This is a genomic window from Arthrobacter sp. UNC362MFTsu5.1 (assembly GCF_000685965.1).
GTDB lineage: Bacteria > Actinomycetota > Actinomycetes > Actinomycetales > Micrococcaceae > Arthrobacter.
This window is the reverse complement of record NZ_JMLE01000005.1, coordinates 13534-39701: the sequence shown is the minus strand read 5'-3', so window position 1 is coordinate 39701 and position 26168 is coordinate 13534. Positions and strand designations below refer to the sequence as shown.

Sequence of the window (26168 nt, the reverse complement as noted above, 5' to 3'; positions counted from 1 at the left end):
CGGTGGACCTTATCGCTGACGTCCATCTCACCGATGGACCCCTGCTCTGGTTTGCCTGGGCCGCCGGCGCTGCCGGCCTCGGCTGGCTGTTATGGGGCCGCGGACGCCGCTGGCTCCTAAGCGCCGGAGCCGCCCTCCTGCTGGCCGCAGGCGCCGTCGCCGCGGTGCACTTGCTTCTGCTGTACACGTTTTCGACCCTGCCCGAGAGTCTCCCGCGCGAAGTGCTCGCGTGGTTCGTGGCGATGGTTTTTGGCTTATTCCTGTGGGTGCTCCGGCTCTGGAATCTCCGGCGTGCTTCCCCTGCGAAAAGCCGTGGTGCATGGCGGGGAAGGGGAGCCGCAACGGGAGCCATGCTCGGGGTGTGCCTGCTCGGCGCTGTCCAGATCAACGCCTACTTCGGCCTCAACCATACGGTCAGCGACCTCATGGGCACCGCCGTGGCCAGGATCCAGCCGCTCGAAGCCGGACTCAAGCGCCAGGCTGCGGCCGCTGCCCCCGTCGCCCTCAACGCCTGGCGGCCGCCGGAAGGCATGCCCTCGGACGGTGTGGTGAGGAAGGCCGTCATCCCTGGCACTGATTCGGGCTTCAGCAGCCGCGAGGCCTACGTCTACCTGCCTCCCGCCTACCAAGCCACACCCCGTCCCGCCCTTCCCGTGCTGGTCCTCTTTTCCGGCCAGCCCGGCGGGCCGTCGGACTGGCTCACCGGCGGGGCCCTGCGCAGCAGGATGGACCGCTTCGCAGAGGATCACGACGGCGTGGCCCCGGTTGCCGTGGTGGTGGATCCGAACGGTACCGCGTCGGCCAACACCCTCTGCATGGACAGCCGCATTGCCAACGCGGACACTTTTCTTGCCCGGGATGTTCCCCGGTGGATCGAGCAGACCCTTGACGTTGATCCGGACCACCGGCAATGGGCCGCCGGCGGCTTTTCCTTCGGAGCCACCTGCGCCCTGCAGATGGGCACGCGCCATCCCGACGTCTACGCCTCGGTGCTCGCATTTTCCAGCGAGCGTGAGCCGGCGCTTGCCAAGGAACGGCAGAAGACTGTCGACGCGGCGTTCGGGGGCGACGTGGCAGCCTTCGACCGCCTGACTCCCTTGAGCATCATGCAGAATACGCGTTTCGAGGGTCATGCCATTTATTTCGGGGCAGGTTCCAGGGATCCGGAATTCCTTGCCTACATGGATGAACTGTCGGCTGCGGCCAGCCGTGCCGGCTTCACCGTTGAGGCGCAACCGGTGGTCAACACCGGCCATTCCTGGGAGGCCGCTTCCAAGGGCCTTCCTGCCGCCCTCGACTTCGTGGCGGCCCGCTGGGGAATCCGGCCATGACGAACCAGCGGGAGTCCGTTGCGGAACCAGGCAGGAAGGCGTCAACGGCTGCCGCCAGCGTGACCTGGGCCGATGTCATGCTGGGAGCGCTGCGCCGTATCCGGCATCATTTCAAGGCCGTGCCGTTCACCCTCGTCGTCCTGGGCCTGTTCCTGGGTGCGGGCGCGGCCACCAACAGCTTCCTGTCCGGTCCGCCGGAGGCCCTCCTTGACGTCGCATCCGTGCACGCCGGCGCGTTGAAGGACGGCCGCTGGTGGTCCATGTTCACCTCACTGTTTTTCGCCACGAACCCTGCTGCCTATCTCACTGCCGGACTTATGATTCTGTTGTTGCTGGGACTCGCCGAGCGCAGGCTTGGCACGCTGCGGACGGCAGGGTTCTTCTTCGGCGGGCAGTTCGCGGCCGTCTCGCTGTTCCTGCTGCTCACACAGCTGGCCCGCTATGCCGGCGACGGATGGCTGGGGCTCATGGTGGACGCCCGGCTCATCGGGCCGTATGCCGCTGTCCTCGCCGCCGTCCTTGGGGCCAGCGGGCTCGTGCCCACCCTCTGGCAACGGCGCCTTCGCACGGGCATTGTCTCGGCGTCGCTGCTGCTTGTCCTCTACGTGGGGCATCCGGAGACCGTGGTGGGATTCCTGGGGGCACTGGCCGGGCTTGCCGCCGGCTGGTGGATCCAGAGCGACCAGGGAACCCTCCACCGGCACCGTTCCACCGGCCGCGAGACGCGCAACCTGCTGGCCCTGATTGTCGGAATTTTCGCCGTTGGGCCCATACTGACGGCCGCCGTCCGCAGCCCCACCGGGCCACTGGCGCTTCTGCGGGACGTCGTCCTGAACCCGTTGCCCACCCTCAGCCAACTGGAGCAAAACTGCGGCGGCACGGTAGACGTGAACTGCCTGGAGATCGGGCGGACGGGATTCGCCGGACCGCTGGGCCTTGCCCTGGCGGTGGTGCCGGTGCTGCTCCTGCTGATCTGCTCCGACGGGCTGCGCCGCGGACGCCGGCTTGCCTGGCGGATCACGATCGGAGTCCAGCTGGCCGTCACCGCGCTGTCCGCCGTGTACCTCACCCTCTTTGCCCGGATCCCGCACTACCCGCAGCGGCCGCACACGGCCGTCATGGGCTCAGGGTTCGTCCACGTGCTCCCGCTCGTGGCGGTTCCGCTGCTGCTCGTGATGCTGCTGTGGATCAACAGGCGCCAGTTCAGGGTGGAAACCTCGGCGGTGGCAAGGCGCAACCTGACCAGGGTGCTGGCAGGGACCTGGGTGGCACTTGCCGGCAGTTATACCGTTGCCTGGCTGGGAGCCGGTGGAATGGCGCGCGACGGCGGACCCTCCGGTCTGGCGGCCGAGCTGGCACGCCAGTATCTTCCGGTGCCCATCCCCAGCCTGTACAACCGGATCTTCCAGGACCGGCAATCGGTTGAGGCCTTCCTGTTTGCCTACTCGGGCATCGTGTTCTGGGCCGTCGCACTGGCCGGAGTTTGGGTGGTGCTCCTGGGGCAGCACCACGGTGCCGGTGCCGGCGTTGAGGAGCGGGACGTGGCCCGCCGCCTGGTGCGGCGGGGCGGTGACTCCCTGTCCTGGATGGCGCTCTGGGAACCGAACAAATACTGGTTCACGCCCGGCCTGGATGCCGGGGTTGCCTACCAGCAGCACGGCAGCGTGGCCCTGACGCTGGGCGGCCCCTTCGGTGATGCCGCGTTGCGGGAGGAAGCCGCGGCCGGTTTCATGCGGTACTGCGCCGAACATGCGATGGTGCCCTGCTTCTATTCCTGCACTGACGGGCTGTGGCCCCTGCTCCAGTCCCGCGGGTTTAGTCGCGTGGCTGTGGCCCAGGAAACCCGGCTGGCGGTCAGGGAGCTTGAATTCAAGGGCAAGGAGTGGCAGAACGTCCGGACTGCCCTCAACCGTGCCCGGAAGACCGGCGTCACGGCGGTCTGGGGACGGTACAGCGACTTCCCGGCGGTCCTGCGCGCCCAGCTGCTGGAAGTATCCGAGGAATGGGCTGCGCAGAAGTCCGTTCCGGAGATGGGCTTTACGCTCGGCGGCATGGACGAACTGATGGACGACGACGTGCTGTGCTGCGTCGCCGTCGACGCCGAGGGCCTGGTGCACGGCGTCACCAGCTGGCTCCCGGTATTCGATGAGGGGCGCGTGGTCAGCTGGACGCTCGATTTCATGCGCCGGCGGGAGAACGGCCTCCCCGGCGCCATGGAGTTCCTCATTGCCTCCGCCGTGCTGGAGCTGCGCAGCTCGGTTGAAGTTATTTCCCTGTCCGGCTCACCGCTGGCCAAGGAGCCTGCCGACGAGGCGGCGGGCGGCGCGGCGCAGGACCCTGGGCCGGACCCGGGCAGTGAAGCCGAACGGGAGTCAGTGGGGGAGCCCGACGCCCTCACGGCAATCCTGGACGTGGTGGGACGGGCACTGGAACCGGTGTACGGATTCCGCTCCCTGGCCACCTTCAAATCACGGTTCAAACCCGATTACCGCACGCTCTACCTCTACTACCAGGATCCCCTGCAGCTGCCCGCCATTGGGCGGGCGCTGAGCCGCGCCTACCTGCCCGGACTCTCGGTCCGCCAGAGCGCCCGGCTGCTGAGGACCTTGGTGGGCTAATTGCGCACGGCGGGGTAACGATTATCGGAGCCATGTTTTCAGAATCCGAAAACATTTGTGACAAGAAACAATACGGCGGCAGATGAATGGATAAAGCGCAAAAAAATGATCCCCGGCACTTGTGCCGGGGATCATTTTTTCGCAGGACGCCGCCGAAGGCGGCGATCCGAAGCGGGACTAGACCAGAGTTACGCCGGTAGCCTGGGGGCCCTTGGCGCCCTGGCCGATTTCGAACTGAACGCGCTGGTTCTCGTCGAGGGTCTTGAACCCACCGGTCTGGATCTCCGAGTAGTGAACGAAGACATCGCCATCGGAGTCGTCCGGGGTGATGAAGCCGAAGCCCTTTTCAGCGTTGAACCACTTGACGGTTCCCTGTGCCATGTATATCTCCTCATTATGGAACTTGCTTAAGTCCGGCACACTTCGTGCCGCACTTGGTCACTCCGCGAGAAGAATCCTGGCTTGCCGCCCGGTGGAACCGGACACTAGCTGACGAAGCTTCGCGCTCGCAACATGTCTTGCGAGCATGAAAAACACCTACACAAAGACTTAGATAAGAATTTCATGTGGGGTGCGTCAGGTCAACGGGTAAAAGGGGGAATTCGATAAATTTTGCGTAAAGCCGACGTGAACCGCTTCGTTATGCAGAGCACCCGGCTATTGACGCACTGCCTATTGGGGAGGGCCCGTCAGAAGAGGCGGGATTCGCTGTCGTCAACGCCGCGCATGGCGTCGTAGTCCAGGGTGACGCAGTCGATCCCGCGGTCGTTAGCCAGAACCTTGGCCTGCGGTTTGATCTGCTGCGCGGCAAAGATGCCCCGGACGGGTGCCAGCAGGGGATCCCGGTTGAGCAGCTCAAGGTAGCGGGTCAGCTGTTCGACGCCGTCGATGTCGCCCCGCCTTTTGAGCTCGATGGCGACTGTGGCGCCGTCTGCATCCCTGGCCAGGATGTCCACCGGGCCGATGGCGGTGAAGTACTCCCGGCGGATCAGGGAAAAGCCGGTGCCGAGCCGTTCGATCTGGTCGGCCAGCAGCCGCTGCAGGTCGGCTTCGACACCGTCCTTGATGAGTCCGGGATCCTGGCCCAGCTCATGGGAAGTGTCGTGCAGCTGCTCATGGATATTGATGATGAGCCGGTCATCGGTCTTGGCGGACTGGACGGTCCACTGCTCGGTGACACCGAGCTCCAGGTCCACTTCATCCGGCAGGGAAACCCGAAGGCTGGCCGGGGGGCTCATCCAGTTCAGCGGCTTGTAGGAGCCGCCGTCGGAGTGCACCAGGACGGACCCGTCAGCCTTGACCAGCAGGAGCCTGGTGGCAAGGGGGAGATGGGCCTTGAGCCGGCCTACATAATCAACAGAACATCGGGCTATGACTAAACGCACCCGGTAAACACTACCGTCTGGGTGCAAGGCAGGAACAGCGCGGCGCCCGGGCCTGGGGCAGAATGGAGGCATGCCCCGTTCCAACCGCCCCCGCCGTGCCGCCTCCGGAAAACTGGGACAGGCCAGCCGCAAGCACGCCGGCGGCCCCGTGCCGGAACTGGACCTGGAGCGGGCAAGGTCGGGGATCTCACGGCGGGAGAGCGCCCCCGACGGCGAGTGGATGGTGCGCACCATGACGGCCAAACGGGCCGAAAAGTCCTACATCTGCCCGGGCTGCTCCACCGCGGTCCTGCCCGGCGTCGAACACCTGGTGGTCTGGTCCGAGGACCATCTGTTCGGTGCGGCCGCGGGGCTGTCGGAACGGCGGCACTGGCACTCCAACTGCTGGACGTCACGCACGTACCGCTATCGCTAAGCTGTTAGTCATGACTTTTGACCCGGCGTCGTTCGTTTTCAGCCAGCCTTCCGAAGCAACAGCTATCCGGGCTTCAACAGTCCTGCCGGCCCGCCGGGAGAACGTGGAAATCCAAACGGAGGACGGCTGCGTCCTCGTCGGCGAACTCGCCGTCCCGGAATCGGGCGACATCACCGCCACGCTGATCACCCTCCACCCGCTGCCCACCCACGGCGGTTTCATGGATTCGCATGTGTACCGCAAGGCATCCTTCCGCTTGCCTGCACTCGCCGGCGTCGCCGTCCTCAGGTTCAACACCAGGGGGACCACCTCGCCCCGCGGCACCAGCGGCGGCCGTTTCGAAGAGGGCATCGGCGAACGGCTGGACGTCGAGGCGGCCGTGCGCTTCGCGGAATCCCGGAACCTTCCCAACCGCTGGCTGGTGGGGTGGTCGTTCGGCACGGAACTGGCGCTCATGTACGGGGCTGCGGAGCCGGTCGCCTCCGCAGTGGAGGGCGCCATCCTGCTGTCCCCGCCGCTGCACCGGGCCACGGATGAGCACCTGCTGGCATGGGCTGCCTCAGGAAAGCCGTTGAAGGTGCTGGTTCCCGAACACGACGACTACCTCCGGCCGGAGGCCGCCGCCGAGCGCTTCAGCCTGGTGCCGCAGGCTGACGTTGTGGGCGTCGACGGCGCCAAGCACCTGTGGGTGGGCGAGAAGTACGCCGCCCGGGTGCTCAACGAAATCGTGGACGAGGTCACGGCGCAGGGAGCGGGGCCCGAGGGCCTGCCCCAGGACTGGAACGGACCCGTGGCCTCCGCAGCCGCCTAAGCCTGCCGCGCAGGCGGCAGCCTTCCTAGTGCTTGTCCTGGCGGACGATGAAGATTTCCTTCACCAGCAGCATGACCGCCGCCGCGGTGGGAATGGCGATGAGCGCTCCGAGGACGCCCAGGAGGCTGCCGCCTGCGATCACGGAGATGACGGCCACGGCACCGGGCACGGCCACCGCCTTCTGCATGATGCGTGGCGAGATGAAGTACGCCTCGAACTGCAGGTAGGCAAAGTAGCAAATGCCGTACGCCAGGGCGGTCTGCCAGCCCGCGGTGAGGGCGATCAGCGTGACCAGCACACCCGCGATCATGCCCCCGACCAGGGGGATGAAGGCGAGGAGCGCCACGACGAACGCCAGCAGGACGGCAAACGGGACTCCGACAATCGACATCACGATAAACGCAAAGGTCGCGTTGAGCAGGGCCACGCAGGCCTGGCCGATGACATAGTTGCCCACGGAGCCGGTGATCTCTTCAGAGAGCGCTTCGACCCGGACACGGCGCGAACGCGGTGCCAGCCGGTAGCCCCACTTCTTCATGGCGGGAAGGGCGGCCAGGAAGTACAGGCTGAGCACGAGGACAATCAGGGTTCCGAAGAGCCCGTTGGCCACCGTGGATCCGAAGCCAACGACGCCTCCGAAGATGCCGCCCATGGCGTCCGGATTGTTGACGAACTTTTCCAGTTCCTGGGTAATGCGCTCCCGGACACCGAACTGGTCGTCCACGCTGCGGAAGAAGTCCGAATCGATGAAGTCCTGGATCCAGCGGGGTGCTTCCTGCACGATCTGGGTGACCTGCTGGACGATGGTGGGGATCAGTGTGGCGAAGAAACCGGCAACAGCGGAGACGAGGACCGTGACGGAGACCAGGATGCCGATGGGCCGCGGAAGCTTGCGTCCTTCCAGCCAGCGCACCACCGGGTCCAGGCCCAGGGCGATGAAGAGCGCGGTCACGATCCAGAGCAGGAGCTGCGTGGTGTTGGAGCCGATCCAGTAGACGAGCAGGGCAAGGCCCACGCCCACGGTGCCCATGAAGCCCATATATAAGGGATGCTGGGACGACATGCGCGGGCCGGGATGTCCAAAGCGGGTGCTGGTCTCGGTCGCAGGTTCGGCGGAGTCCTCGGCGGATTCGGGAGGCATCTCGAAGCGGAGCCGGGGCTGGGCGCCGGGAAGAGGCGTCCGGAGCCTGCGCACCACCGCCGCGGCCAGGCCCGGCAACAGCGGTTTGTGCTCGTGCCGGGTACCGGCCGGTAGACTTTCCTGGGCACCGGATCCGGTCGAGTCGTCATGTCCTGGGGTGGACGAATCCGTGTGTTCAGTCACTGCTTGTGGGGGCCCTTTACCTTCTGTGGCGCCGCTGCTGCGGCCCATGTGATGATCATCGCAAACACTATCAGCAGGCTTGTCAGTGCCCGGGTTTACTCCCGGCGCGGCCCGCTGTCCTAGGCTGTGATCCGGGTCCCGACCTGACTCATTGGTAACAAAACGGTTACTATTGAAAGTAAACCCCCGCTGATGATAGGTATCCCTTTGCGTTTCAAGACTGCAGTTGCACTAGTGCTGCTCGGCCTCCTGACACTGCTGGCCGGCGTAGGACAGAAGACCATCTGGGCCCCGGCCGAGACAGTTACGGCCACGGCTCCCGCCGACGGCACCGCCGCACCACTGACCGTTATCGACCAAAAGTTGCGGACCCTTCACGGGGGTACGGTCAAGATCAACGTCAAGGGCGAAGGCAGCTTCATGCTGGCAGCAGGACGCCCCGATGACGTGGAGGCCTGGGTTGGCAAGACGGCCCACAACACGGTCTCCGGAGTTTCCGAAGACAGCAAGTCGCTGCAGCTTGCGCACACGGAGGGCGAAGCCGCCGCTCCCTCGCCGGCAGGTTCCGATCTCTGGGTCACCACCGAGAACGCCAGCGGGGAACTGAACTACACCTGGAGCGCCCCGGCAGACGGCGAATGGTCGCTGCTGCTGGCCTCGGACGGGACCAAGCCGGCGCCGTCGTCCATCTCGATGACCTTCCCCAACGACACGTCCACACCGTGGGCCGTGCCGTTGATGGTGCTGGGCGGCCTGCTCATGCTGGCCGGACTGGCCCTGCTGGTGCTCAAGCCCAAGGCCGGCAAGCCCGGAGCGGGCGGGGACGATGCCGGCGAGTCCGTCGCGGACGAATCCATGAAGGACAAGCTGGTCCGCCGTGCACGTGCGGTCCGTCCGGCCGGCAAGCCGGGGCCCGCCGCTCCTGCGCCCGTCGAGCCGCCGGCTGAAAAGCAGCCCGGGACATCCGCCTTCACCGCGACGTTCACCGCAAAGCGGGCCGGCGTGGCCATGGTTGCGCTCGCCGCCACGATCGTGGCCGGAACCGGTGTGGCTGCGCAGGCGGCCACCCCCGCTCCGTCGCCGTCAAGCAGCGAGACCGCCGGGGCCGACACCGCACCCGACTCACCGGTGCTCCTGGACGCCCAGTTCCGCCGGATCCTGGAACAGGTTTCCAGCACGGTGGACGCCGGCGACGCCGCCAAGGATGCCGCGAAGCTCAAGTCCCGGGTGGACCGCACCGAACTTGAAGTCCGCACACAGAACTACAAGATCCGCTCACAGGTGGGCGCCTACGAGGCGCGCATGCCGGTCCGCGCCACCAAGCTGCTGACCACCGTTGTCACCAGCAAGCGCGCCTGGCCGCGTTCGGTGATGGCCGTGACCCAGGGCGAAGGCAATGTTGTGCCCCAGCTGCTGACCCTCGTGCAGAAGTCGCCGCGCGAGAACTACAAGCTGGTGCAGACCACGCCGCTGCAGCCGGGCACCACGTTCCCGGCCATCGGACGCACCGGAACGGAAACCCTGGCCGCGGACGACAAGTCGGGCCTGCTGTACAGCGGTGCTGAAGCCCTTGCCGGGCTGGGGGACCGCCTGACGAAGGCCGACTCGACCTTCAAGGACAAGCTCGTGGAGGGCCAGTCGTCGCCGTACATCGCCGACACGCTGGCCTACCAGGCAGATGTGGCCAAGACCGGGGTGAACGGCAACTTCAGCTTCACGCACAAAGTGTCCCCGGAGGACACCGTGGTGTTCCGCACTGCCGACGGCGGCGCGCTGGTCATGGGCAAGTTGAACTTCGCCTTCGACGGCACGCCCAAGGCCGAGGGCGACAAGCTGGCGATCGGGGACGACGCAGCCGTGCTGGCCGGCGGCAAGGAAACGAGCACGGGCATGGTGCTCAACTTCGCCGAGTCCATGGCGGTCTACATCCCGCCGACCGGCTCGAAGGATCCGATGAAGCTCGTGGCCGCCACCCGCGGACTCGTGGGGGCCAGCTTCAAGTAGCCGGCTCCGCGTATGACCGGCAGCGGCCTGAGTGGCTAGAGTGGAGGCTATGAGTTCGCCAGCCTCCCGTCCAGTCCCTCCGGCCGCTGCCAGCCAGCTTAACCTGCGCGGCGCCGTCGACCTTTCCAGCCTTAAGCAGCGCACCGCGCCGCCGGCCGGGCAGCCGGCCGCAGCGCCGCCGTCAGCAACGGCCCCGGGCGCGCCGGACACCGGCGGCCAGCCGCTTCGGGTCGAGGTCACCGAGGCCAACTTCCAGCAGCTCGTTGAGCTCTCGGCGCAGGTGCCCGTGGTTTTCGGCCTGTGGGCCGGCTACTCGCCCGCTTCAGGCGAGCTGCTCAACGTCCTCGAAGACATCATCAACAGCTACGGCGGGCGCCTGGTCCTGGGTGCCGCGGACATCGACGCCTTCCCGCAGCTTGCGCAGGCTTTCCAGGTACAGGCCGTGCCCACCGCGGTGGCAGTGGTGAAGGGCCAGCCCGTTCCCCTGTTCCAGGGCGGAGCCGACGAACACCAGGTCCGCAGCCTGCTGGATGAACTGCTGAAGGTGGCCGCAGCCAACGGAGTTACCGGCAGCCTGGGCGCCGGAGCCGCCCCTGCCGAGGCCGAGCCGGCCCCGCTGCCGCCGCTGCACCAGGCGGCCTACGACGCCATTGAAGCCGGAGACTTCGCCGCCGCGGCCGCCGCCTACCGGCAGGCCCTGCTGGAGATGCCCGCGGATGCCGAGGCCAAGGCCGGACTCGCCCAGGTGGAGCTGATGGATCGGCTGCAGTCCCTGACCGGTCCCGACGGTGAAGCGCTGCGCCAGCTCGCCGCCGACCAGCCGGACAACCTTGATGCCCAGCTGGGCGTGGCGGACCTGGACATCGCCGGCGGCCACATTGAGGATGCGCTGGGCCGGATCGTCGGCTTCATCGGCCGGAACTTCGGCCCGGAACGGGAGACTGCCCGGGTGCGGCTGCTGGAGCTCTTCGAAGTGGTGGGCCCGTCCGATGAACGCGTCGCCAAGGCGCGGCAGGGGCTGGCACGGGTGCTGTTTTAATGTCGTCGGCACTTTTTTCGCCGCTGGCGCTGCGCTCACTGACGCTCCGCCACCGCGGTTGGGTTTCCCCCATGTGCCAGTACAGCTGCGGGCCGGACACCGGTGAGGGCGTTCCGCACGACTGGCACCTCATGCACCTGGGTTCCTTCGCAACCGGCGGGGCCGCGCTGATCCTCACCGAGGCGGCGGCAGTGAATGCGGCGGGCCGGATCAGCCCGCTTGACGCCGGCCTCTACAACGACGAGCAGGCCGCGGCGTGGCAGCGGATCACGGCGTTCGTGCACCGCTACGGCGCCGCTGACACAAAGATCGGCACCCAACTGGCGCACGCCGGCCGGAAGGCTTCGACGTACTGGCCCTTCTCGGGGAAACGCGGGTCAGTGCCGGCGTCCGACGGCGGCTGGCAGACCGTGGGTCCCGGCACCGGCGCATTCGACGGCTATGCGGCACCGGCCGCCATGACCGCGGCAGAGATTGACGGCGTGATAGCCGACTTCGCAGCGGCCGCCGTCCGGGCGGTCGAGGCAGGGTTCGACACCATCGAAATCCACGGCGCGCACGGCTACCTGCTCCACCAGTTCCAGAGCCCGCTCATCAACGACCGGACGGACGCCTGGGGAGGGGACGAAACCGGACGGAACCGGCTCACCCTGGCCGTGGTGGACGCCGTTCGCAACGTCATTCCCGACTCCATGCCGCTGCTATTGCGGATCTCCGCCTCGGACTGGGCAGAGGGCGGCATCGACGCCGCCGCCTCCGTCAGGCTGGCCAGTGCCGCCGCCGAGCACGGCGTGGACCTGGTCGACGTCTCTAGCGGGGGCGCCGTGGCGCACCAGCAGATTCCGGCCGGTCCCGGCTACCAGACCGGGTTCGCAGCCCGGATCAAGCGCGAGGCGGGCATCAGCACCGGCACAGTGGGACTCCTGACCTCGGCCGGGCAGGCCGAACACGCCGTCGCCACGGGCCAGGCCGACGCTGTCTTCATCGCGCGTGCCGCGCTCCGCGACCCGCATTGGTGGCTGCGCGCGGCCTTCGAGCTCGGCCACGAGATGCCGTGGGTGCCGCAGTACGAGCGTGCGGTTCCCCGCCACTCGTTCTAGGAAGTAACCCTTTGGGACGATCCTCCCACCGCGGAGGTGAGGCTACGCTGGCACCATGACTGAACCGCAACCCGGTCCGCATCCGGCTGCCGGCCGCCAGGACCACCCTGTTCCGGCCCCGCTCGCTGTTCCGGCCCCGCTAGCCGTTCCTGCCCTGTCCATCCGCGGCCTCGCCAAGCGCTTCGGCGGGAAGATCGCCGTGGACGGCATCAGCCTGGACGTGCCGGCAGGGTCCTTCTACGGGATCGTGGGTCCCAACGGCGCAGGGAAAACCACCACGCTGTCCATGGCCACGGGGCTGCTCCGGCCGGACTTCGGCACGGCCCTGGTGCACGGCACCGATGTCTGGACGCGGCCGCTCGAAGCCAAGAAGCTGATGGGAATCCTCACCGACGGCGTGCGGTTGTTTGACCGGCTGACCGGTGAACAGCTGGTGAGCTACGCGGGCCTGTTGCGGGGGATGGACAAGGACGTGGTGTCCGCCAGGGTGGCGGAACTCCTGGCGGCGTTTGATCTCAGTGCCGACGCCGGAACGCTCGTGGTGGACTATTCGGCCGGCATGACCAAGAAGATCGCCCTCGCCTCGGCCCTCATCCACGCGCCCAGGCTGCTGGTGCTGGATGAACCCTTTGAATCGGTGGACCCGGTTTCCGCTGCGAATATCAGGGACATCCTGGACCGCTATGTCGCTTCCGGCGGAACAGTGATTGTCTCGAGCCATGTCATGGACCTCGTGCAGAGAATGTGCGACCACGTGGCGGTGGTTGCCGCGGGCAGGCTGCTGGCCGCCGGCACCGTGGAGGAGGTCCGGGCCGGCGCCTCGCTGGAGGACCGGTTCGTCCAGCTCGTCGGGGGCCGGAGCCAGACGGAGGGCCTGGAATGGTTGCGCACCTTCTAAGGCTCAAGCTGACGCTCCTGCGGAACAGCCTCCGGCGCAGCCCGTGGCAGCTTCTGGGCCTGATCATCGGCGGGCTGTACGCCGTCGGGATTGCCGGGTTCCTTGGGGTGGCGCTCGTCCTGCTCCGGACGGCCGACCTGGAGCTCGCCCAGACCGTGGTGGTGCTGGGCGGATCGGCAGCGGTCCTGGGCTGGGGAGTGGTCCCCGTCATTGCGTCCTCGGCGGACATGACCCTGGACCCGGCCCGGTTCACCACGGCGGCAGTCCCCATGCCGCAACTGTTGACCGGACTGGCCCTCGGCGGACTGATCGGGATTCCCGGCATCGCCACGGCGCTCGTGGCGCTTGCCACGGTGGGCACGTGGAGCAGGGGAGCGCCGGCTGTCGCGGCCGCCGTGGCGGGAGCCGTCCTGGGCGTGCTGACGTGCATTGTCCTGTCCAAAGTGGTGACGACGGCGACTGCCGGCCTGGCTTCCTCCCGGCGATTCAAGGATGTCAGCGCGCTCGCCTTTATGGTGCCGCTGATGCTCATGGGACCGATCGTGGCTTTCGTTGCCCAGGGTGCCGCGGGCTCCGCCGGATTCCTGGCTGACCTGGCCCGCATCGTGGCGTGGACGCCGGCCGGTGCCGCATGGTCACTCGGCGGCGACGCGGCGGCGGCCCGGTACGCACCGGCCGGGCTAAAGTTCCTGATCGCGGTGGCAACACTGGCGGGCCTCGCCTGGTGCTGGAAGGTGCTCCTGCAGCGTGCCCTGGTCACTCCGCCGTTCGCGGCAGGCGGCAGGAAGCGCGGCGGCCGGATGGGCCTCTTCGGTGTCCTGCCGGCCACGCCTGTCGGCGCCATTACGGCCAGGGCCCTCACTTACTGGATCAGGGACCCCCGTTACTCGGGTTCCCTGGTGGTCATTCCGCTGCTGCCCGTCCTCATGTTCTTCCAGGCGGGGCAGACGGGTGATTACGGCGTGCTGGCGATCATCGGTCCGCTGGCGGCCTTCCTGCTGGCATGGTCGATTTCAGCGGACGTGTCCTACGACAACACGGCGTTTGCCCTCCATCTGTCCAGCGGCGTCCGCGGCGTCCACGACAGGCTGGGGCGCGCCCTGGCCTGCCTGGCGTTTGCACTTCCCATCGTGCTGGTCTTTAGCGTCGGGCCGTTCTTCTTCACCGGAAACTGGGACTGGCTGCCGGCGCTGCTGGGACTGTCCCTGGGAATACTGTTCACCGGACTCGGCCTGGCATCCGTGGTCTCGGCCCGGTATACGGTGGCGGTGCCCCTGCCCGGCGACAGCCCGTTCAAGAAGCCGCCCGGGAACGTCGCGCAGACCATGGCGGTCCAGTTCGGCGGGATGGGCGTCCTGCTGGTGCTCGTGCTGCCGGAAGCAGCCCTGGTCATTGCGCAGTCCGTCACGGGCAGCACGGCGCCCGGCTGGATCAACCTGGCGCTCGGCCCGGTGCTGGGCCTGGTCCTCTTTACGGCAGGGGTCCGCCTGGGCGGGAAATGGCTCGACGCCCGGGGCCCCGAACTTCTGGCACAGCTTTCAGTCAACCGATAGGCCGGTGGGGCCATGATTAGTAGTACTGGATGCGGAAAGGCGGTACGCCATGGAAGTGGTTATTCTTCCGGGGAGCAAACAGATCGGGTCCCTCGCAGCCGACGCCGTCGAGGCCCTGCTGCGCCGTAAGCCCGACGCTGTGCTCGGCCTGGCGACGGGAGCGTCCCCGTTGCCGGTCTATGACGAACTCGCCCGGCGTCATAATGACGGCGGACTCGACTTCAGCCGTGCGCGCGGGTTTGCCCTGGACGAATACGTGGGCCTGGAGCAGGGCCACCCCCAGTCCTACCGGGAGGTCATCCGCCGGGAGTTCACCGACCGGGTGAACATCGCACCCGAAAACGTGCATACTCCCGACGGCCAGGCGGCGGACATCCCCGCGGCCTGCCAGGCCTACGAGGACGCCATCAGGGCTGCCGGCGGGGTGGACCTCCAGCTGCTGGGCGTAGGCACCGACGGCCACATCGGCTTCAACGAGCCCGGCTCGTCCCTGGCGTCCAGGACGAGGATCAAGAGCCTCATCGAGCAGACACGCCGGGACAACGCCCGGTTCTTCAAAAGCATCCATGATGTTCCCCACCACGTGATCACCCAGGGGCTGGGCACCATCATGGAGGCCCGCCATGTGATCTTGATTGCCACCGGCGCCCAAAAGGCCCAGGCTGTCCGGGACTTAGTGGAAGGACCGGTGGCTGCCATCTGCGCCGCGTCCGTCCTGCAAATGCACCCCCACGTCACCGTGCTGGTGGACGAGGCCGCCGCGTCGTCGCTCAGGCTGGCCGATTACTACCGCCACACGTATGACAACAAGCCCGCCTGGCAGGGCCTGTAGTTCAGAGGTCCGGTTTTTTGTCCGGCACAACGGCTAAGATGGATGCCATGACTAGCATGACGGACCCCCTCGAAAACGACCCGATGCGCGAGCTTTCCGGACCAGGAACGTCCACGGCCACTATCGAGCGCGAGGAAGTGCGCGAGGAAGTGGAACCCGGTGACCGGGAACGGTTCTCCCACTACGTGCGCAAAGAGAAGATCATGGAGTCAGCCATGACGGGCGAGCCGGTCATCGCTCTGTGCGGCAAGGTGTGGACTCCCGGCCGCGATCCGCAGAAGTTCCCGGTCTGCCCGGAATGCAAAGAGGTCTACGAAGGCCTGCGTCCCGGGAACGACGGCGGCAAGGGCTCCGACGGCGATTCCGGCAAATAGGGCCGTTCACCGGTCACCTGGCTTAAGTCGGTGACCGGCCCGCCCGGCCAGGGCGGGGCAAGACAACCACGGGGGCGCAATCCCTGCTGCGCACGTCCCGTGACCACGATGATTTTTGATGACCGGAGCAGTGCGGCTCCTCCGGAACAGATTGGTGTTTATGTTTATGTGTCTTTCGCTCACGGCTGCCGCAATGCGGGGAATTGAGGGCTCTGCGTGACCGAGACACTCTTTGGCGGGCCAACGCTGCCGCCGGCCTATCCCGAGCGGGCAGCGTGGGGAACCGCGCAGAAGCTCCGTGCGTGGCAGCAGGAAGCGCTCGACCGCTACTTTGCCACCGGCCCCAGGGACTTCCTCGCGGTGGCAACGCCCGGCGCAGGCAAGACCACCTTCGCGCTGCGTGTGGCGTCGATGCTGATCGAGGCGGGCACCGTTAACCGTGTGACCATCGTGGCGCCCACGGACCACCTGAAACGGCAGTGGGCTGACGCCGCGGCCCGCGTGGGGATCGCGATCGACCCCAACTTCAAGAATGCGGACGGGCAGCACGGCCGCGGCTTCATCGGCGTCGCCGTGACCTATGCCCAGGTTGCCAGCAAGCCCATGCTGCACCGCGCCAAGACGGAAGCAGCCCGCACCCTGGTGATCCTCGACGAGATCCACCACGGCGGCGAAGCTCTGTCCTGGGGTGACGGACTCCGCGAGGCTTTCGACCCGGCCGCACGCCGGCTTTCACTCACGGGCACGCCCTTCCGCTCCGACACGTCACCCATTCCCTTTGTGGAGTACGCCGAGGACCGGGACGGCATCCGCCGCTCCAAGGCCGACTACACCTACGGCTACGGGAACGCCCTGCGTGACCACGTGGTCCGTCCGGTCATGTTCATGGCGTACTCGGGCCAGATGCGCTGGCGCACCAGCGGCGGCGAGGAGATGGCGGCGTCCCTCGGCGAGTCGGCCGTCACCAAGGACATCATTTCGCAGGCCTGGCGGACCGCCCTCAACCCGGCCGGCGAATGGATCCCGGCTGTGCTGGCCGGAGCGGACAAACGCCTGAGCGAGGTCCGCCGGACCGTACCCGACGCCGGCGGCCTGGTGATTGCGACCGACCACGAGGATGCCCGCGCCTACGCCGGCCAGCTGAAGAAGATCACCGGTGAATCACCCACCGTGATCCTTTCCGATGACGTCAAGGCATCCAGCAAGATCGAGGAATTCACCGCCAGCGACAAACGCTGGATGGTGGCGGTCCGGATGGTGTCCGAAGGCGTGGACGTTCCCCGGCTGTCGGTGGGCGTCTATGCCACGTCCACGTCCACGCCGCTGTTCTTCGCCCAGGCCGTCGGCCGTTTTGTCCGCGCCCGGAAGCGCGGCGAAACAGCGTCGGTGTTCCTGCCGTCGGTTCCGCAGCTGACCGCGCTGGCGAACTCGATGGAAGCTGAACGCGACCACGCCCTGGACCGGCCGGAGAAAGAAGACCCGGACGGCCTGTTCAATCCCGAAGACTCGCTCATGGACGAGGCCAACCGGGAGGACAAGGCGTCCGACAGCCTCACCAAGGGCAAATTTGAGGCCCTCGACTCGCAGGCATCATTCGACCGCGTGCTGTTCGACGGCGGCGAGTTCGGCACCGGCGGCGACATCGGATCCGACGACGAACTGGACTTCCTCGGCATTCCGGGACTCCTGGACGCCGAACAGGTGGGCACGCTGCTGCGCCAGCGCCAGCATGAACAGCAGAGCCGGAAGAAGCTCCGGGCGGGTGAATCTGCCGCCTCGCAGGCTGCCCCCGCTGTTCCCGATCACCGGATGCTCATGGACCTGCGCAACGAACTGGCCAAGAACGTGGCCGCGTGGTCCGCGCGGACGGGAACCCCGCACGGGGTGGTGCATACGAAACTCCGCACCGTCTGCGGCGGCCCGCCGGTGGCGCAGGCCAACGAGGAACAGCTGCAGGCCAGGCTGCGGAAGCTTCAGGACTGGTTCATCGGCCGGAAATAGGCGCCCGGACCGCCAGGCCCGGAGCCCGCCGGCAACGCGGGCGGCGAGGCTTAGGTCAGATCCAGGCTAGGCAAGGTCCACTCCGCCGAGTTCCATCTCGGCGTAGGCGTCGTCGAGGTCGGCTGCGATTCCGGCCGTGAGGTTCCGGACCACCGTCACCGAATAGCCGGCCTGGACGGCGTCCAGGGCGGTGGCCATGACGCAGTAGTCGGTGGCGATTCCCACAATCACCACGTCCTCCACATCGTGGCTTTGCAGCCAGTCGTCCAGGCCGATGGCGTCCTCGTCGGCAAACGAACTGGCAGTCAATGCCTCCGCGTCCTCCAACGGCAGGGCGCCGGGCTTCCGGTCGCCTGTGGGCACCGCGTCCTCGGGAGCAAGGATGCCTTCAAAACCGGAGTAGGCGGCGGTGAACTGGCCTTTGCGGAAATAGGCCTGGATGTACTCCGTGTCCAGGTCCGGGTGCAGTTCCGCCCCGCGGGTGCCGGCGACGCAGTGCGGCGGCCACGAGTCGATGAAGTCGGGGTTCTCCGCGAAGTGGGCGCCGGGCTCGATGTGCCAGTCCTGGGTGGCCACGATGTGGTCGAACTGGCCGTGATGGGCGTCCACGTATTCGCTGATGGCCCCGGCCACGTCCGCTCCGCCTTTGACGGCCAGGGAGCCGCCTTCGCAGAAATCGTTCTGCACGTCGACAATGATCAGAGCGCGTGACATCAGTTCTCCTCGTAGACGGTGGGGATGGCCGGCTCGCCGCGCTGCAGGCGGTTGACGACTGCCGGAAGTTCCGCCATGGAGTCAATGTGCCGCTGGCGGGCACGGAACACGCCCTCGGTCCCGGTCCAGCCGGGGAGCAGTTCGCCGTTCTTGATGAACTGCTGCAGCAACTGGCGGTCATTGCCGTCGTCTTCGGGCCGGTGCCCTACTCCCACCATCTCGTGGGTGGCGACGCCCCGTTCGTTGAGCCTGCGGAGCGCGTACTTCCTGCCGCCCTTGCTCGTCTTGTTCTTGGCTGCTTTGGCAACGGACACGAATTCGCCGGAGTCGTCGGTGCGGCTGACGAGTTTGTAGACCATGCTCGCGGTGGGGGCGCCGGAGCCGGTGACCAGCGAGGTGCCCACGCCGTAGGAGTCAACCGGTGCGGACTGCAGAGCCGCGATGGCGTATTCATCCAGGTCCGAGGTGACGACGATCTTGGTGTTTTCGTTGCCGAGGTCGTCCAGCAGCCGGCGGACCCACTGGGCCTGCGCCACGAGGTCTCCGGAGTCGAGCCGGACTGCCCCCAATTTGGGACCCGCAAGGTCCACGGCCGTACGGACGGCCGTTTCGACGTCGTACGTGTCCACCAGCAGCGACGTTCCGGCGCCGAACGAGGCGATCTGCGCCTCAAAGGCTTCCCGTTCAGTGTCGTGCAGGAGGGTGAACGAGTGGGCGGCGGTGCCCACCGTCTTGATGCCGTACCGGCGCCCGGCTTCGAGGTTGGACGTGCTGTCAAAGCCGGCGATGACGGCCGCACGGGCGGCGGCGGCCGCGGATTCCTCCTGGGTCCGCCGGGAACCCATTTCGATGCAGGGCCGGTTGCCCGCAGCGGTGATCATGCGCGACGCAGCGGAGGCGATGGCGCTGTCGTGGTTGAGCACCGAAAGGATGTAGGTCTCCAGGATGCAGGCCTCGGCGAACGTGGACTCCACAATCAGGATGGGGGAGTTGGGGAAATAGGCTTCGCCCTCGGCGTAGCCCCAGATGTCCCCGGTGAAACGGAACCCGGCCAGGTAGTCCAGGGTTTCGTCGTTGACCACGTGCGTGCGGCGGAGGAAATCGAGCTCGGGTCCGCCGAACCGGAAGTCCGCGATGCCCTCCAGCAGCCTGCCCGTTCCGGCCACAATCCCGTAGCGGCGGCCGTCGGGAAGCCTGCGGGCGAACGCCTCAAACACCGACTTCCGGTGTGCGGCACCTGAATGCAGCGACGCCTGGAGCATGGTCAGCTCGTAGTGGTCGGTGTACAAGGACGTGCGGGGATGATCCCAGCCAGCAGGGGTACTCACGAATTCACTCTAGTGCGCATCGCCCTAGAATGGACAGATGACCTTAAGCGTTGCGCTCGGCCCTGACACCCAGGAGAGCACCCAGACCGGAACAGTGACGTCCACCGACGCCCTGACGGCCCCGGACATTCCCTGGAACCTGGTGATCTGGAACGATCCCGTCAACCTGATGAGCTACGTGAGCTACGTTTTCCAGAGCTATTTCGGCTACTCGGAGCCGAAGGCCAACAAGCTCATGATGGAGGTCCATAAGAAGGGACGTTCCATCGTGGCGCACGGCAGCAAGGAACAGGTGGAGCAGCACGCCGTCGCCATGCACGGCTTCGGCCTGTGGGCCACGGTGGAAAAGGCCACCGGCGGCGGCAAAGACGGCGGATCCGGCAAGGGCAAAGGCAAACGTGGCTAAGGCATTCAAATACGGACTCAAAGGCATTACCGGATACCTCGAACCGGCGGAACGGGAACTGCTGCGGAGCCTGATCGACGACGTCATCTCGATGCTCGAACCGGCCGAAAGCGCCAGCGAAGACCCGCTGACAGCCCTGATCGGGCTGGACATGAATGTCAAGGAACCATCGGACCGTGCGCTGCGGCGGTTGCTGCCCAACGTCACCCGGACCGACGACGCCGCCGCCCTGGAGTTCCGCCAGCTCACCGAACGCTCACTGCGGGAAAACAAGATCGGCGCCCTGCGGGCGGCGGCGCTGGGCCTGGACACCAACGACGTGGTCCTTTCGCCCGCCGACGCCCGGCACTGGTCGCAGGCGCTGAACGACGTCCGGCTGGTCCTGGCTGAACGGCTTGACATCCGGGACGACGCCGACGCCGAACACGTCCACACCATGCAGGACTGGTCCCAGGCCGAAGACGTGGAAAGCTACCTGGCGCTGGTGTACAACTTCACCACGTGGCTGCAGGAATCGCTGGTGCAGGCCATGCTCCAGTCCATGGAACCGCGGGCCTGAGCGCTTCGGCGTGCGTGGGGCGGGCCTGACGCCAAATTGTGTGACTTATCCAACATGAGTCGGACGACACAATGTGATGGCCGCACCAACAGGGAAGCCCTATCCTCGAATAATCATGACTTCAGCATCGAGCATGGATCCGGCAGCGGACGCTGTGGCGGATTCCCCAGCGAGCAGCGCGGACGACAGCCCCATGGGCTCGCGGCCCATCGGCATCTTCGACTCCGGAGTCGGCGGACTGACCGTGGCGCGGTCCATCATCGACCAGCTGCCCAACGAATCGATCCTCTATGTGGGCGATACCGCGAACGGCCCCTACGGCCCGCTGCCCATCGCCGAGGTCCGCGCCAACGCCCTTGGCGTAATGGATGAGCTGGTGGATTCCGGCGTCAAGCTGCTGACCATCGCGTGCAACTCCGCCTCCGCCGCTGTCCTCCGGGACGCCCGCGAGAGGTACACGGCCCGCTACGGGATTCCCGTGATCGAAGTGATCCAGCCTGCGGTGCGTCGGGCTGTGGCCGCCACCAGGAGCGGCCGGGTGGGCGTCATCGGGACCTCCGCGACCGTGGGTTCCCGGGCGTACGAGGACACCTTCGCCGCAGCCCCGGACCTGCACATCACGTCCGTGGCCTGCCCGGCATTCGTCAGCTACGTGGAGGCCGGCATCACCACGGGTCCGGAACTCCTTGCCGTTGCCCGGGAGTACCTTGAGCCGCTGCGCACCGCCGGCGTGGATACCGTTGTGCTCGGCTGCACGCACTACCCGCTGCTCACCGGTGTGATCTCCTATGTCATGGGGGAGGACGTCACCCTCGTCTCCAGTGCCGAGGAAACCGCCAAGGATGTTTACCGGGCACTCGTTTCACACGATCTTCAGCGGACCGTCGAGGCGCCGCCCCAGCACCACTTCATCGCCACCGGCGAAGCCAGACAGTTCGAAACCCTGGCCAGGCGCTTCCTCGGTCCCGAAGTGCTCAGCGTGAAGCACGTGGACCACGTTGCCGCGCAGTACCCCACCGGCAGCCTGGCGAAGATAACGCCGGAAATGATCGCGGCAGCCCGGGCCGGCGCCGCCCGGCCGCGGATTTCCAACTTCGTCGGCGGATCCGCGGCCGGGGGAACACGGCTGTGAAACTGACCATTGTTGGCTGCACCGGTTCCTTCCCGGGGCCGGGTTCCCCGGCGTCGTGCTATCTGCTGACCGCGCATGACGGCGAGCGGACCTGGAAGATCGTGATGGACCTCGGCAGCGGGGCCCTCGGGGCGATCCAGCGGTACACGGACCTTGAGGACATTGACGCGATCTTCCTCACCCACCTGCACCCGGACCATTGCATGGACCTGTGCGGCCTCCATGTGGCCGTGCGCTGGAAGCCGGGCGGCTGGGGCCGGGACCGGATTAAGGTCTGGGGCCCGGCGGCGACGGCGGACCGGATGGCCACGGCGTACGGGCTGGAGCTGGACCCGGGCATGCACGAGGAATTCGACTTCACCAACTGGACCGAACGGCAGTCCGTCACGGTGGGACCGTACACCGTGACGCCGTTCGCGGTGAACCACCCCGTGGAGGAGGCCTACGCCCTCCGCGTCGAGGTGACGGAACCGTCCGCAGGCGGCGTGCCGGTCACCCGCGTTCTGACGTACTCGGGGGACACCGACTCGTGTGCCGGGCTGGAGGAAGCCGCAAAGGACGCCGACCTCTTCCTGTGCGAGGCCGCCTTCGAGGAAGGCCGCGACGACGACATCAAGGACGTGCACCTGACGGGTAAACGAGCCGGCGAGGCTGCCGCCGCGGCAGGGGCGCGCCGGCTGCTCCTGACCCACATTCCGGTATGGACGTCGCAGACCAAAGTCATGGCCGAGGCCAAGCCCGTGTTCAGCGGCGACGTCGCCGTGGCCGTGGCCGGAGTCCATTACACCGTCTGAGGCCCAACTAAGTAGCAGCAGGTGTCGTTTTGAAGGCTCAGAACGACACCTGCTGCTACCTACTTGGGTGGAACGGGTCCTGGCCGGGGCTGTGCGATCGCTAAGCTTGCAACATGACTTCTGAAGCAATTGCAACCCCCGTCATTCGTGCCGACGGCCGTACCCCTGATCAGCTCCGCCCGATCAGCATCACCCGCGGCTGGTCCAAGCAGGCCGAAGGCTCGGCCCTGATCGAGTTCGGCAACACCCGGGTGCTGTGCACGGCTTCCCTGACCGAAGGCGTGCCGCGCTGGCTCAAGGGCGAGGGCCGCGGCTGGGTCACGGCCGAATATGCCATGCTTCCGCGCGCCACGAACACCCGCTCCGACCGCGAGTCGGTCAAGGGCAAGATCGGCGGCCGCACCCATGAGATTTCCCGGCTGATCGGCCGTTCGCTGAGGTCGATCATCGACACCAAGGCGCTGGGCGAGAACACCATTGTGCTGGACTGCGATGTTTTGCAGGCCGACGGCGGAACCCGCACCGCCGCCATCACCGGCGCCTATGTGGCGCTTGCCGAAGCCATCCGCTTTGCGCGCGAAAACAAGATCATCTCCAAGAATGCACAGCCCCTCATCGACACGATCGCTGCCGTGTCCGTCGGCATCATCGACGGCATCCCCATGCTGGACCTGCCGTACGTCGAAGATGTCCGCGCCGAGACCGACATGAACGTCGTGGTCACCGGGTCAGGCAAATTCGTGGAAGTCCAGGGCACGGCCGAGGGCGCCCCGTTCGACCGCGACGAGTTGAACCAGCTCCTGGACCTTGCCCTGCTGGGTACGGAGCAGCTCGCGGCCATCCAGCGCGAAACGCTGGCGGAGGCCCCGTGACGGACTCCGCCGGGCAACTGGCGGACCCCGCCGGTCCGGTGCTGGTGCTCGCGACCCACAACAAGGGCAAGCTCCGCGAACTGCGTGAGCTGCTGCGCGGGCAGGTGCCGGGGCTCGACGTCGACACCCAGGTGGTGGACGCCGGCGCCGTCGGTGCCCCGGACGTTGTCGAGACCGGCGTGACGTACGCGGAGAACTCCCTGCTGAAGGCCCGGGCCGTGGCCGAGGCCACCGGCCTGGTGGCCATTGCCGATGATTCGGGCCTGTCGGTGGACGTCCTCGGCGGGGCGCCGGGGATCTTTTCGGCCCGGTGGAGCGGCCGCCACGGTGACGACGCCGCCAACCTTCGGCTCCTGCTGGACCAGCTGTCCGACGTCCCCGACGAGTACCGCGGCGCCGCTTTCGTCTGCGCCGCCGCGCTCGCGGTGCCGGGGGCGGCAGCGGACGGCGGACGCGAAGTGGTGGAGTACGGCCAGCTCGAAGGATCGCTGCTGCGCGAACCGCGGGGCCAAGGCGGCTTCGGCTATGATCCGGTGCTTCAGCCAAGCGGCCTGGACCGCAGCTGCGCTGAATTGAGCCCCGAGGAAAAGAATGCCATCAGCCACCGGGGCCAGGCGTTCAGGGCCTTGCTGCCGGCCATCGTTGAGGCGTTGGCCGATCACCGCCCGCGGAGCCGGTCCTAGCCGTCAGATTAACGACAGAAGGCGCCCCGCAGTGCGGGGCGCCTTCGCTCGTTCCGTGCTACATGTTCGTCTTGCGCTCGTCCTGGGGTTCGTGTTCTTCGATGAACTCATCCACCGCGTCCGTGCCGAAGTGCGCCGCCTGGCGCTTGGCGGACAGCCCGCGGAGTACTTCGATGCCGATGGGGATCACGGAGACCAGCACGATGATGATGAAGATGATGTCCAGGTTGTCGCGGACCCACGGCACGCGGTCGCCCAGCAGGTAGCCGAGCAGCGTGACGCCGCCGCCCCAGAGCACGGCGCCGATGACGTTGAAGAGGAAGAACTTGCGTTTGCTCATCTGCGCGACGCCCACGATCACCGGCACGAACGTGCGGATGATGGGAACGAAACGGGCCAGGATCAGCGCCTTGCCGCCGTGCTTTTCGAAGAAGGCGTGCGCACTTTCGACGTTTTCACGCTTGAACAGCTTGGAGTCCGGCTTGTTGAAGATGGCCGGGCCGGCCTTGGAACCGATGAAATAGCCGGTCTGGTTGCCGACGATGGCCGCAACGATGATCAGGGCCGCGAACAGCCAGATGTTGAATTTGATGGTGTCCGTGGCCACCAGGAGGCCGGCTGTGAACAGCATGGAGTCGCCGGGGAGGAAGAAGCCGATCAGCAGGCCCGTCTCGGCGAAGATGATGCCGCAGACCAGCAGCACCACCCAGGGGGCCAGCGCCGGATCTGCCAGGAAGATCTGGGGGTTGAGCCAGTCGGGGAGGAACGAGGCCAGGTGCGGCTGCACCGGTCCCGCACCCCCGAGGGTGGACACGGCAAAGTCACTCATCGCATGTAGGTTCACCCTCCAAGGTTACTGGACCCCCGGTGCCGGGCCTTCCCCGCAGGGACGTTGCGTGACCATCGACACCCGCGACAAACCGGGCCGGCGTGCCGGGGCGCGGGCCGGCCGGCGGTAAAGTTTGAGCCGTGGGTTTGGACTTTACGGCGATCGACTTCGAGACAGCCAACGGCTTCCGCGGTTCGCCGTGCGCCGTTGGGCTCAGCAAGGTCCGCGGCGGCGTGGTGGTGGAGGAAGCGTCCTGGCTCATGCGCCCGCCCGAAAACCACGACCGTTTCGATTACCACAATGTGCGGATCCACGGCATCAGGGCCGAGGATGTGGCCGGCCTGCCGCGCTTCGGCGAACTCTTCCCGGAGATCGGTGCCTTCATTGGCGGCGATGTCCTGGCTGCCCACAACGCGGCCTTCGACCTGGGCGTCATCCGGTCCGGGCTGGAAGTGTCCGGGCTGCCTGGCCCTGCCTACGACTACGTGTGTACGGTCATGCTTTCCCGCCGGTGCTATTCCCTGGTATCCAACTCGCTGCCCTATGCGGCGGAGGAAGCCGGCGTTCCGCTGGTCAACCACCACGACGCAGCTGAAGATGCCAGGGCGTGCGCGGGAATCCTCATTGACATTGCCCGGCGCAACGGCGCCGGCAGCATTGCGGAACTCTTCCTGTCCCTGGGACTTGAGCTCCCGCATCAACAGGCCTTCGATCCCGCCCGTGACGGCCTGTCCAAGGCCACGCTGACTGCCCTCGGGGCAGCCGGCGGCACCGGAACAGCCGCGGCGCGGCCGTTCAAATCCGGCTGGCCCGAGGAAGGGGCCAACCCCGTGCCGAATTCCGACGCCGAACCCGGCCACCCGCTGTTCGGGCAGACGGTCGTGTTCACGGGGGAGCTTGCCATGCCCCGGCCCGAGGCCAAGGTCCTGTCGGCCGAATACGGCGCGCAGCCCGAAAGCAGGGTGACCGGACGGACCACGGTGCTGGTGGTTGGCGACGGCTTTGTGGCCTCGGATCTCCGCTCCGGCCGCCTGACCGGCAAAGCCCGGCGGGTCCTGGAACTCCACGAGCGCGGGCAGGCCATCGAGGTGCTGTCCGAAGGTGAGTTCCTGCAGATGGTGGGCGGGCAGGTTCCGGCAGCCGCCGCCTTGATCTAGCCGGCGGTC

25 protein-coding genes are annotated in these 26168 nt (G+C 67.0%); 19 read left to right on the top strand and 6 right to left on the bottom strand.

All coding sequences use genetic code 11. The annotated features are described in order from the left end of the window. Positions 1 to 2: 2 nt before the first annotated feature. Positions 3 to 1331, top strand: a complete 1329-nt coding sequence (locus BS38_RS0106625) for an alpha/beta hydrolase (RefSeq protein WP_028270089.1) — start codon at positions 3 to 5, stop codon at positions 1329 to 1331. Further along, positions 1328 to 3949, top strand: coding sequence for a DUF2156 domain-containing protein (locus tag BS38_RS0106620; RefSeq protein WP_051628767.1), 2622 nt, complete (start codon positions 1328 to 1330; stop codon positions 3947 to 3949). The genes BS38_RS0106625 and BS38_RS0106620 overlap by 4 nt, the downstream gene beginning before the upstream one ends. 177 nt (positions 3950 to 4126) lie before the next feature. Here the strand turns inward: BS38_RS0106620 and BS38_RS0106615 are convergent, their stop codons facing one another. Together BS38_RS0106615 and nucS are read right to left on the bottom strand one after the other, a co-directional pair. Beyond that, entirely contained in the window at positions 4127 to 4330 is a 204-nt protein-coding gene (locus BS38_RS0106615) for a cold-shock protein (protein WP_011692441.1), read from the bottom strand. A gap of 308 nt (positions 4331 to 4638) precedes the next feature. Further along, entirely contained in the window at positions 4639 to 5334 is a 696-nt protein-coding gene (gene nucS / locus BS38_RS0106610) for an endonuclease NucS (RefSeq protein ID WP_028270087.1), read from the bottom strand. Positions 5335 to 5404: 70 nt separating this feature from the next. Here nucS and BS38_RS0106605 point away from each other — a divergent pair, with 70 nt between their 5' ends. After that, on the top strand, positions 5405 to 5749 hold the full coding sequence (locus tag BS38_RS0106605) for a hypothetical protein (RefSeq protein WP_028270086.1): 345 nt from the start codon (positions 5405 to 5407) through the stop codon (positions 5747 to 5749). A 10-nt stretch (positions 5750 to 5759) separates the two neighbouring features. Next, positions 5760 to 6560, top strand: a complete 801-nt coding sequence (locus tag BS38_RS0106600) for an alpha/beta hydrolase (RefSeq protein ID WP_028270085.1) — start codon at positions 5760 to 5762, stop codon at positions 6558 to 6560. 25 nt (positions 6561 to 6585) lie between these two features. On the opposite strand, the gene BS38_RS0106595 is transcribed toward BS38_RS0106600, so the two are convergent. Next, positions 6586 to 7884, bottom strand: coding sequence for an AI-2E family transporter (locus BS38_RS0106595; RefSeq protein ID WP_028270084.1), 1299 nt, complete (start codon positions 7882 to 7884; stop codon positions 6586 to 6588). 192 nt (positions 7885 to 8076) lie between these two features. On the opposite strand from BS38_RS0106595, the gene BS38_RS0106590 reads away from it, so the two are divergent. The 8 genes from BS38_RS0106590 (at position 8077) to BS38_RS0106555 (ending at position 17685) form a co-directional block, all read left to right on the top strand. Beyond that, positions 8077 to 9888, top strand: coding sequence for a hypothetical protein (locus BS38_RS0106590; RefSeq protein ID WP_051628766.1), 1812 nt, complete (start codon positions 8077 to 8079; stop codon positions 9886 to 9888). Between the two features lie 49 nt (positions 9889 to 9937). Beyond that, a complete protein-coding gene (locus BS38_RS0106585; RefSeq protein WP_028270082.1) occupies positions 9938 to 10927 on the top strand; it encodes a tetratricopeptide repeat protein in 990 nt (329 codons plus the stop codon). Then, positions 10927 to 12027, top strand: coding sequence for an NADH:flavin oxidoreductase/NADH oxidase (locus BS38_RS0106580; RefSeq protein ID WP_028270081.1), 1101 nt, complete (start codon positions 10927 to 10929; stop codon positions 12025 to 12027). The genes BS38_RS0106585 and BS38_RS0106580 overlap by 1 nt, the downstream gene beginning before the upstream one ends. Positions 12028 to 12082: 55 nt before the next feature. Continuing rightward, positions 12083 to 12925 (top strand): ABC transporter ATP-binding protein, encoded by an 843-nt coding sequence (locus BS38_RS0106575; RefSeq protein WP_028270080.1) that lies wholly within the window; start codon positions 12083 to 12085, stop codon positions 12923 to 12925. Next, positions 12907 to 14478, top strand: coding sequence for a hypothetical protein (locus BS38_RS0106570; RefSeq protein ID WP_028270079.1), 1572 nt, complete (start codon positions 12907 to 12909; stop codon positions 14476 to 14478). Before BS38_RS0106575 ends, BS38_RS0106570 begins: the two co-directional genes overlap by 19 nt. Positions 14479 to 14527: 49 nt before the next feature. Beyond that, the gene (gene nagB, locus BS38_RS0106565; protein WP_028270078.1) at positions 14528 to 15310 is read left to right on the top strand and encodes a glucosamine-6-phosphate deaminase; all 783 of its coding nucleotides are present in this window, start codon (positions 14528 to 14530) and stop codon (positions 15308 to 15310) included. 38 nt (positions 15311 to 15348) lie between these two features. Beyond that, on the top strand, positions 15349 to 15684 hold the full coding sequence (locus tag BS38_RS0106560; RefSeq protein WP_028270077.1) for a DUF3039 domain-containing protein: 336 nt from the start codon (positions 15349 to 15351) through the stop codon (positions 15682 to 15684). 216 nt (positions 15685 to 15900) lie between these two features. Continuing rightward, the gene (locus tag BS38_RS0106555; RefSeq protein ID WP_028270076.1) at positions 15901 to 17685 is read left to right on the top strand and encodes a DEAD/DEAH box helicase; all 1785 of its coding nucleotides are present in this window, start codon (positions 15901 to 15903) and stop codon (positions 17683 to 17685) included. A gap of 66 nt (positions 17686 to 17751) precedes the next feature. Here BS38_RS0106555 and BS38_RS0106550 read toward each other — a convergent pair whose 3' ends face one another. Together BS38_RS0106550 and BS38_RS0106545 are read right to left on the bottom strand one after the other, a co-directional pair. Then, positions 17752 to 18399, bottom strand: coding sequence for an isochorismatase family protein (locus BS38_RS0106550; RefSeq protein WP_028270075.1), 648 nt, complete (start codon positions 18397 to 18399; stop codon positions 17752 to 17754). Then, positions 18399 to 19727 carry a nicotinate phosphoribosyltransferase gene (locus tag BS38_RS0106545; protein WP_028270074.1) on the bottom strand — a complete coding sequence of 443 codons (1329 nt, stop codon included), beginning with the start codon at positions 19725 to 19727 and terminating at the stop codon, positions 18399 to 18401. Before BS38_RS0106545 ends, BS38_RS0106550 begins: the two co-directional genes overlap by 1 nt. Before the next feature lie 37 nt (positions 19728 to 19764). Here BS38_RS0106545 and clpS point away from each other — a divergent pair, with 37 nt between their 5' ends. The 6 genes from clpS (at position 19765) to rdgB (ending at position 24173) form a co-directional block, all read left to right on the top strand. Continuing rightward, complete coding sequence (gene clpS / locus BS38_RS0106540; RefSeq protein WP_028270073.1) at positions 19765 to 20133, top strand: ATP-dependent Clp protease adapter ClpS; 369 nt, start codon at positions 19765 to 19767, stop codon at positions 20131 to 20133. Beyond that, positions 20126 to 20692: a DUF2017 domain-containing protein gene (locus BS38_RS0106535; protein WP_028270072.1), complete on the top strand. Its 567-nt coding sequence runs from the start codon at positions 20126 to 20128 to the stop codon at positions 20690 to 20692. Before clpS ends, BS38_RS0106535 begins: the two co-directional genes overlap by 8 nt. A 76-nt stretch (positions 20693 to 20768) precedes the next feature. Further along, positions 20769 to 21824: a glutamate racemase gene (gene murI, locus BS38_RS0106530; protein ID WP_051628764.1), complete on the top strand. Its 1056-nt coding sequence runs from the start codon at positions 20769 to 20771 to the stop codon at positions 21822 to 21824. Then, on the top strand, positions 21821 to 22618 hold the full coding sequence (locus BS38_RS0106525) for an MBL fold metallo-hydrolase (RefSeq protein ID WP_028270070.1): 798 nt from the start codon (positions 21821 to 21823) through the stop codon (positions 22616 to 22618). Before murI ends, BS38_RS0106525 begins: the two co-directional genes overlap by 4 nt. A 113-nt stretch (positions 22619 to 22731) precedes the next feature. Then, the gene (gene rph, locus BS38_RS0106520; protein WP_028270069.1) at positions 22732 to 23490 is read left to right on the top strand and encodes a ribonuclease PH; all 759 of its coding nucleotides are present in this window, start codon (positions 22732 to 22734) and stop codon (positions 23488 to 23490) included. Then, positions 23487 to 24173, top strand: coding sequence for an RdgB/HAM1 family non-canonical purine NTP pyrophosphatase (gene rdgB, locus BS38_RS0106515; RefSeq protein WP_043437939.1), 687 nt, complete (start codon positions 23487 to 23489; stop codon positions 24171 to 24173). The genes rph and rdgB overlap by 4 nt, the downstream gene beginning before the upstream one ends. 58 nt (positions 24174 to 24231) lie before the next feature. Here the strand turns inward: rdgB and BS38_RS0106510 are convergent, their stop codons facing one another. Continuing rightward, complete coding sequence (locus tag BS38_RS0106510; protein ID WP_043437936.1) at positions 24232 to 25002, bottom strand: VTT domain-containing protein; 771 nt, start codon at positions 25000 to 25002, stop codon at positions 24232 to 24234. 140 nt (positions 25003 to 25142) lie between these two features. On the opposite strand from BS38_RS0106510, the gene BS38_RS0106505 reads away from it, so the two are divergent. After that, positions 25143 to 26159, top strand: a complete 1017-nt coding sequence (locus tag BS38_RS0106505; protein WP_028270066.1) for an exonuclease domain-containing protein — start codon at positions 25143 to 25145, stop codon at positions 26157 to 26159. Positions 26160 to 26168: the final 9 nt, after the last annotated feature.

What these genes read in the sequence shown, in the direction of transcription:
- BS38_RS0106620 (WP_051628767.1), top strand. Translation starts at nt 1,328, where the DNA reads ATGACGAACCAGCGGGAGTCCGTTGCGGAACCAGGCAGGAAGGCGTCA.
- BS38_RS0106580 (WP_028270081.1), top strand. Translation starts at nt 10,927, where the DNA reads ATGTCGTCGGCACTTTTTTCGCCGCTGGCGCTGCGCTCACTGACGCTC.
- BS38_RS0106560 (WP_028270077.1), top strand. Translation starts at nt 15,349, where the DNA reads ATGGATGCCATGACTAGCATGACGGACCCCCTCGAAAACGACCCGATG.
- BS38_RS0106510 (WP_043437936.1), bottom strand. Translation starts at nt 25,002, where the DNA reads ATGAGTGACTTTGCCGTGTCCACCCTCGGGGGTGCGGGACCGGTGCAG.
- BS38_RS0106600 (WP_028270085.1), top strand. Translation starts at nt 5,760, where the DNA reads ATGACTTTTGACCCGGCGTCGTTCGTTTTCAGCCAGCCTTCCGAAGCA.
- BS38_RS0106585 (WP_028270082.1), top strand. Translation starts at nt 9,938, where the DNA reads ATGAGTTCGCCAGCCTCCCGTCCAGTCCCTCCGGCCGCTGCCAGCCAG.
- BS38_RS0106550 (WP_028270075.1), bottom strand. Translation starts at nt 18,399, where the DNA reads ATGTCACGCGCTCTGATCATTGTCGACGTGCAGAACGATTTCTGCGAA.
- clpS (WP_028270073.1), top strand. Translation starts at nt 19,765, where the DNA reads ATGACCTTAAGCGTTGCGCTCGGCCCTGACACCCAGGAGAGCACCCAG.
- BS38_RS0106575 (WP_028270080.1), top strand. Translation starts at nt 12,083, where the DNA reads ATGACTGAACCGCAACCCGGTCCGCATCCGGCTGCCGGCCGCCAGGAC.
- rph (WP_028270069.1), top strand. Translation starts at nt 22,732, where the DNA reads ATGACTTCTGAAGCAATTGCAACCCCCGTCATTCGTGCCGACGGCCGT.
- BS38_RS0106570 (WP_028270079.1), top strand. Translation starts at nt 12,907, where the DNA reads ATGGTTGCGCACCTTCTAAGGCTCAAGCTGACGCTCCTGCGGAACAGC.
- murI (WP_051628764.1), top strand. Translation starts at nt 20,769, where the DNA reads ATGGCCGCACCAACAGGGAAGCCCTATCCTCGAATAATCATGACTTCA.
- nagB (WP_028270078.1), top strand. Translation starts at nt 14,528, where the DNA reads ATGGAAGTGGTTATTCTTCCGGGGAGCAAACAGATCGGGTCCCTCGCA.
- BS38_RS0106605 (WP_028270086.1), top strand. Translation starts at nt 5,405, where the DNA reads ATGCCCCGTTCCAACCGCCCCCGCCGTGCCGCCTCCGGAAAACTGGGA.
- BS38_RS0106615 (WP_011692441.1), bottom strand. Translation starts at nt 4,330, where the DNA reads ATGGCACAGGGAACCGTCAAGTGGTTCAACGCTGAAAAGGGCTTCGGC.
- BS38_RS0106590 (WP_051628766.1), top strand. Translation starts at nt 8,077, where the DNA reads ATGATAGGTATCCCTTTGCGTTTCAAGACTGCAGTTGCACTAGTGCTG.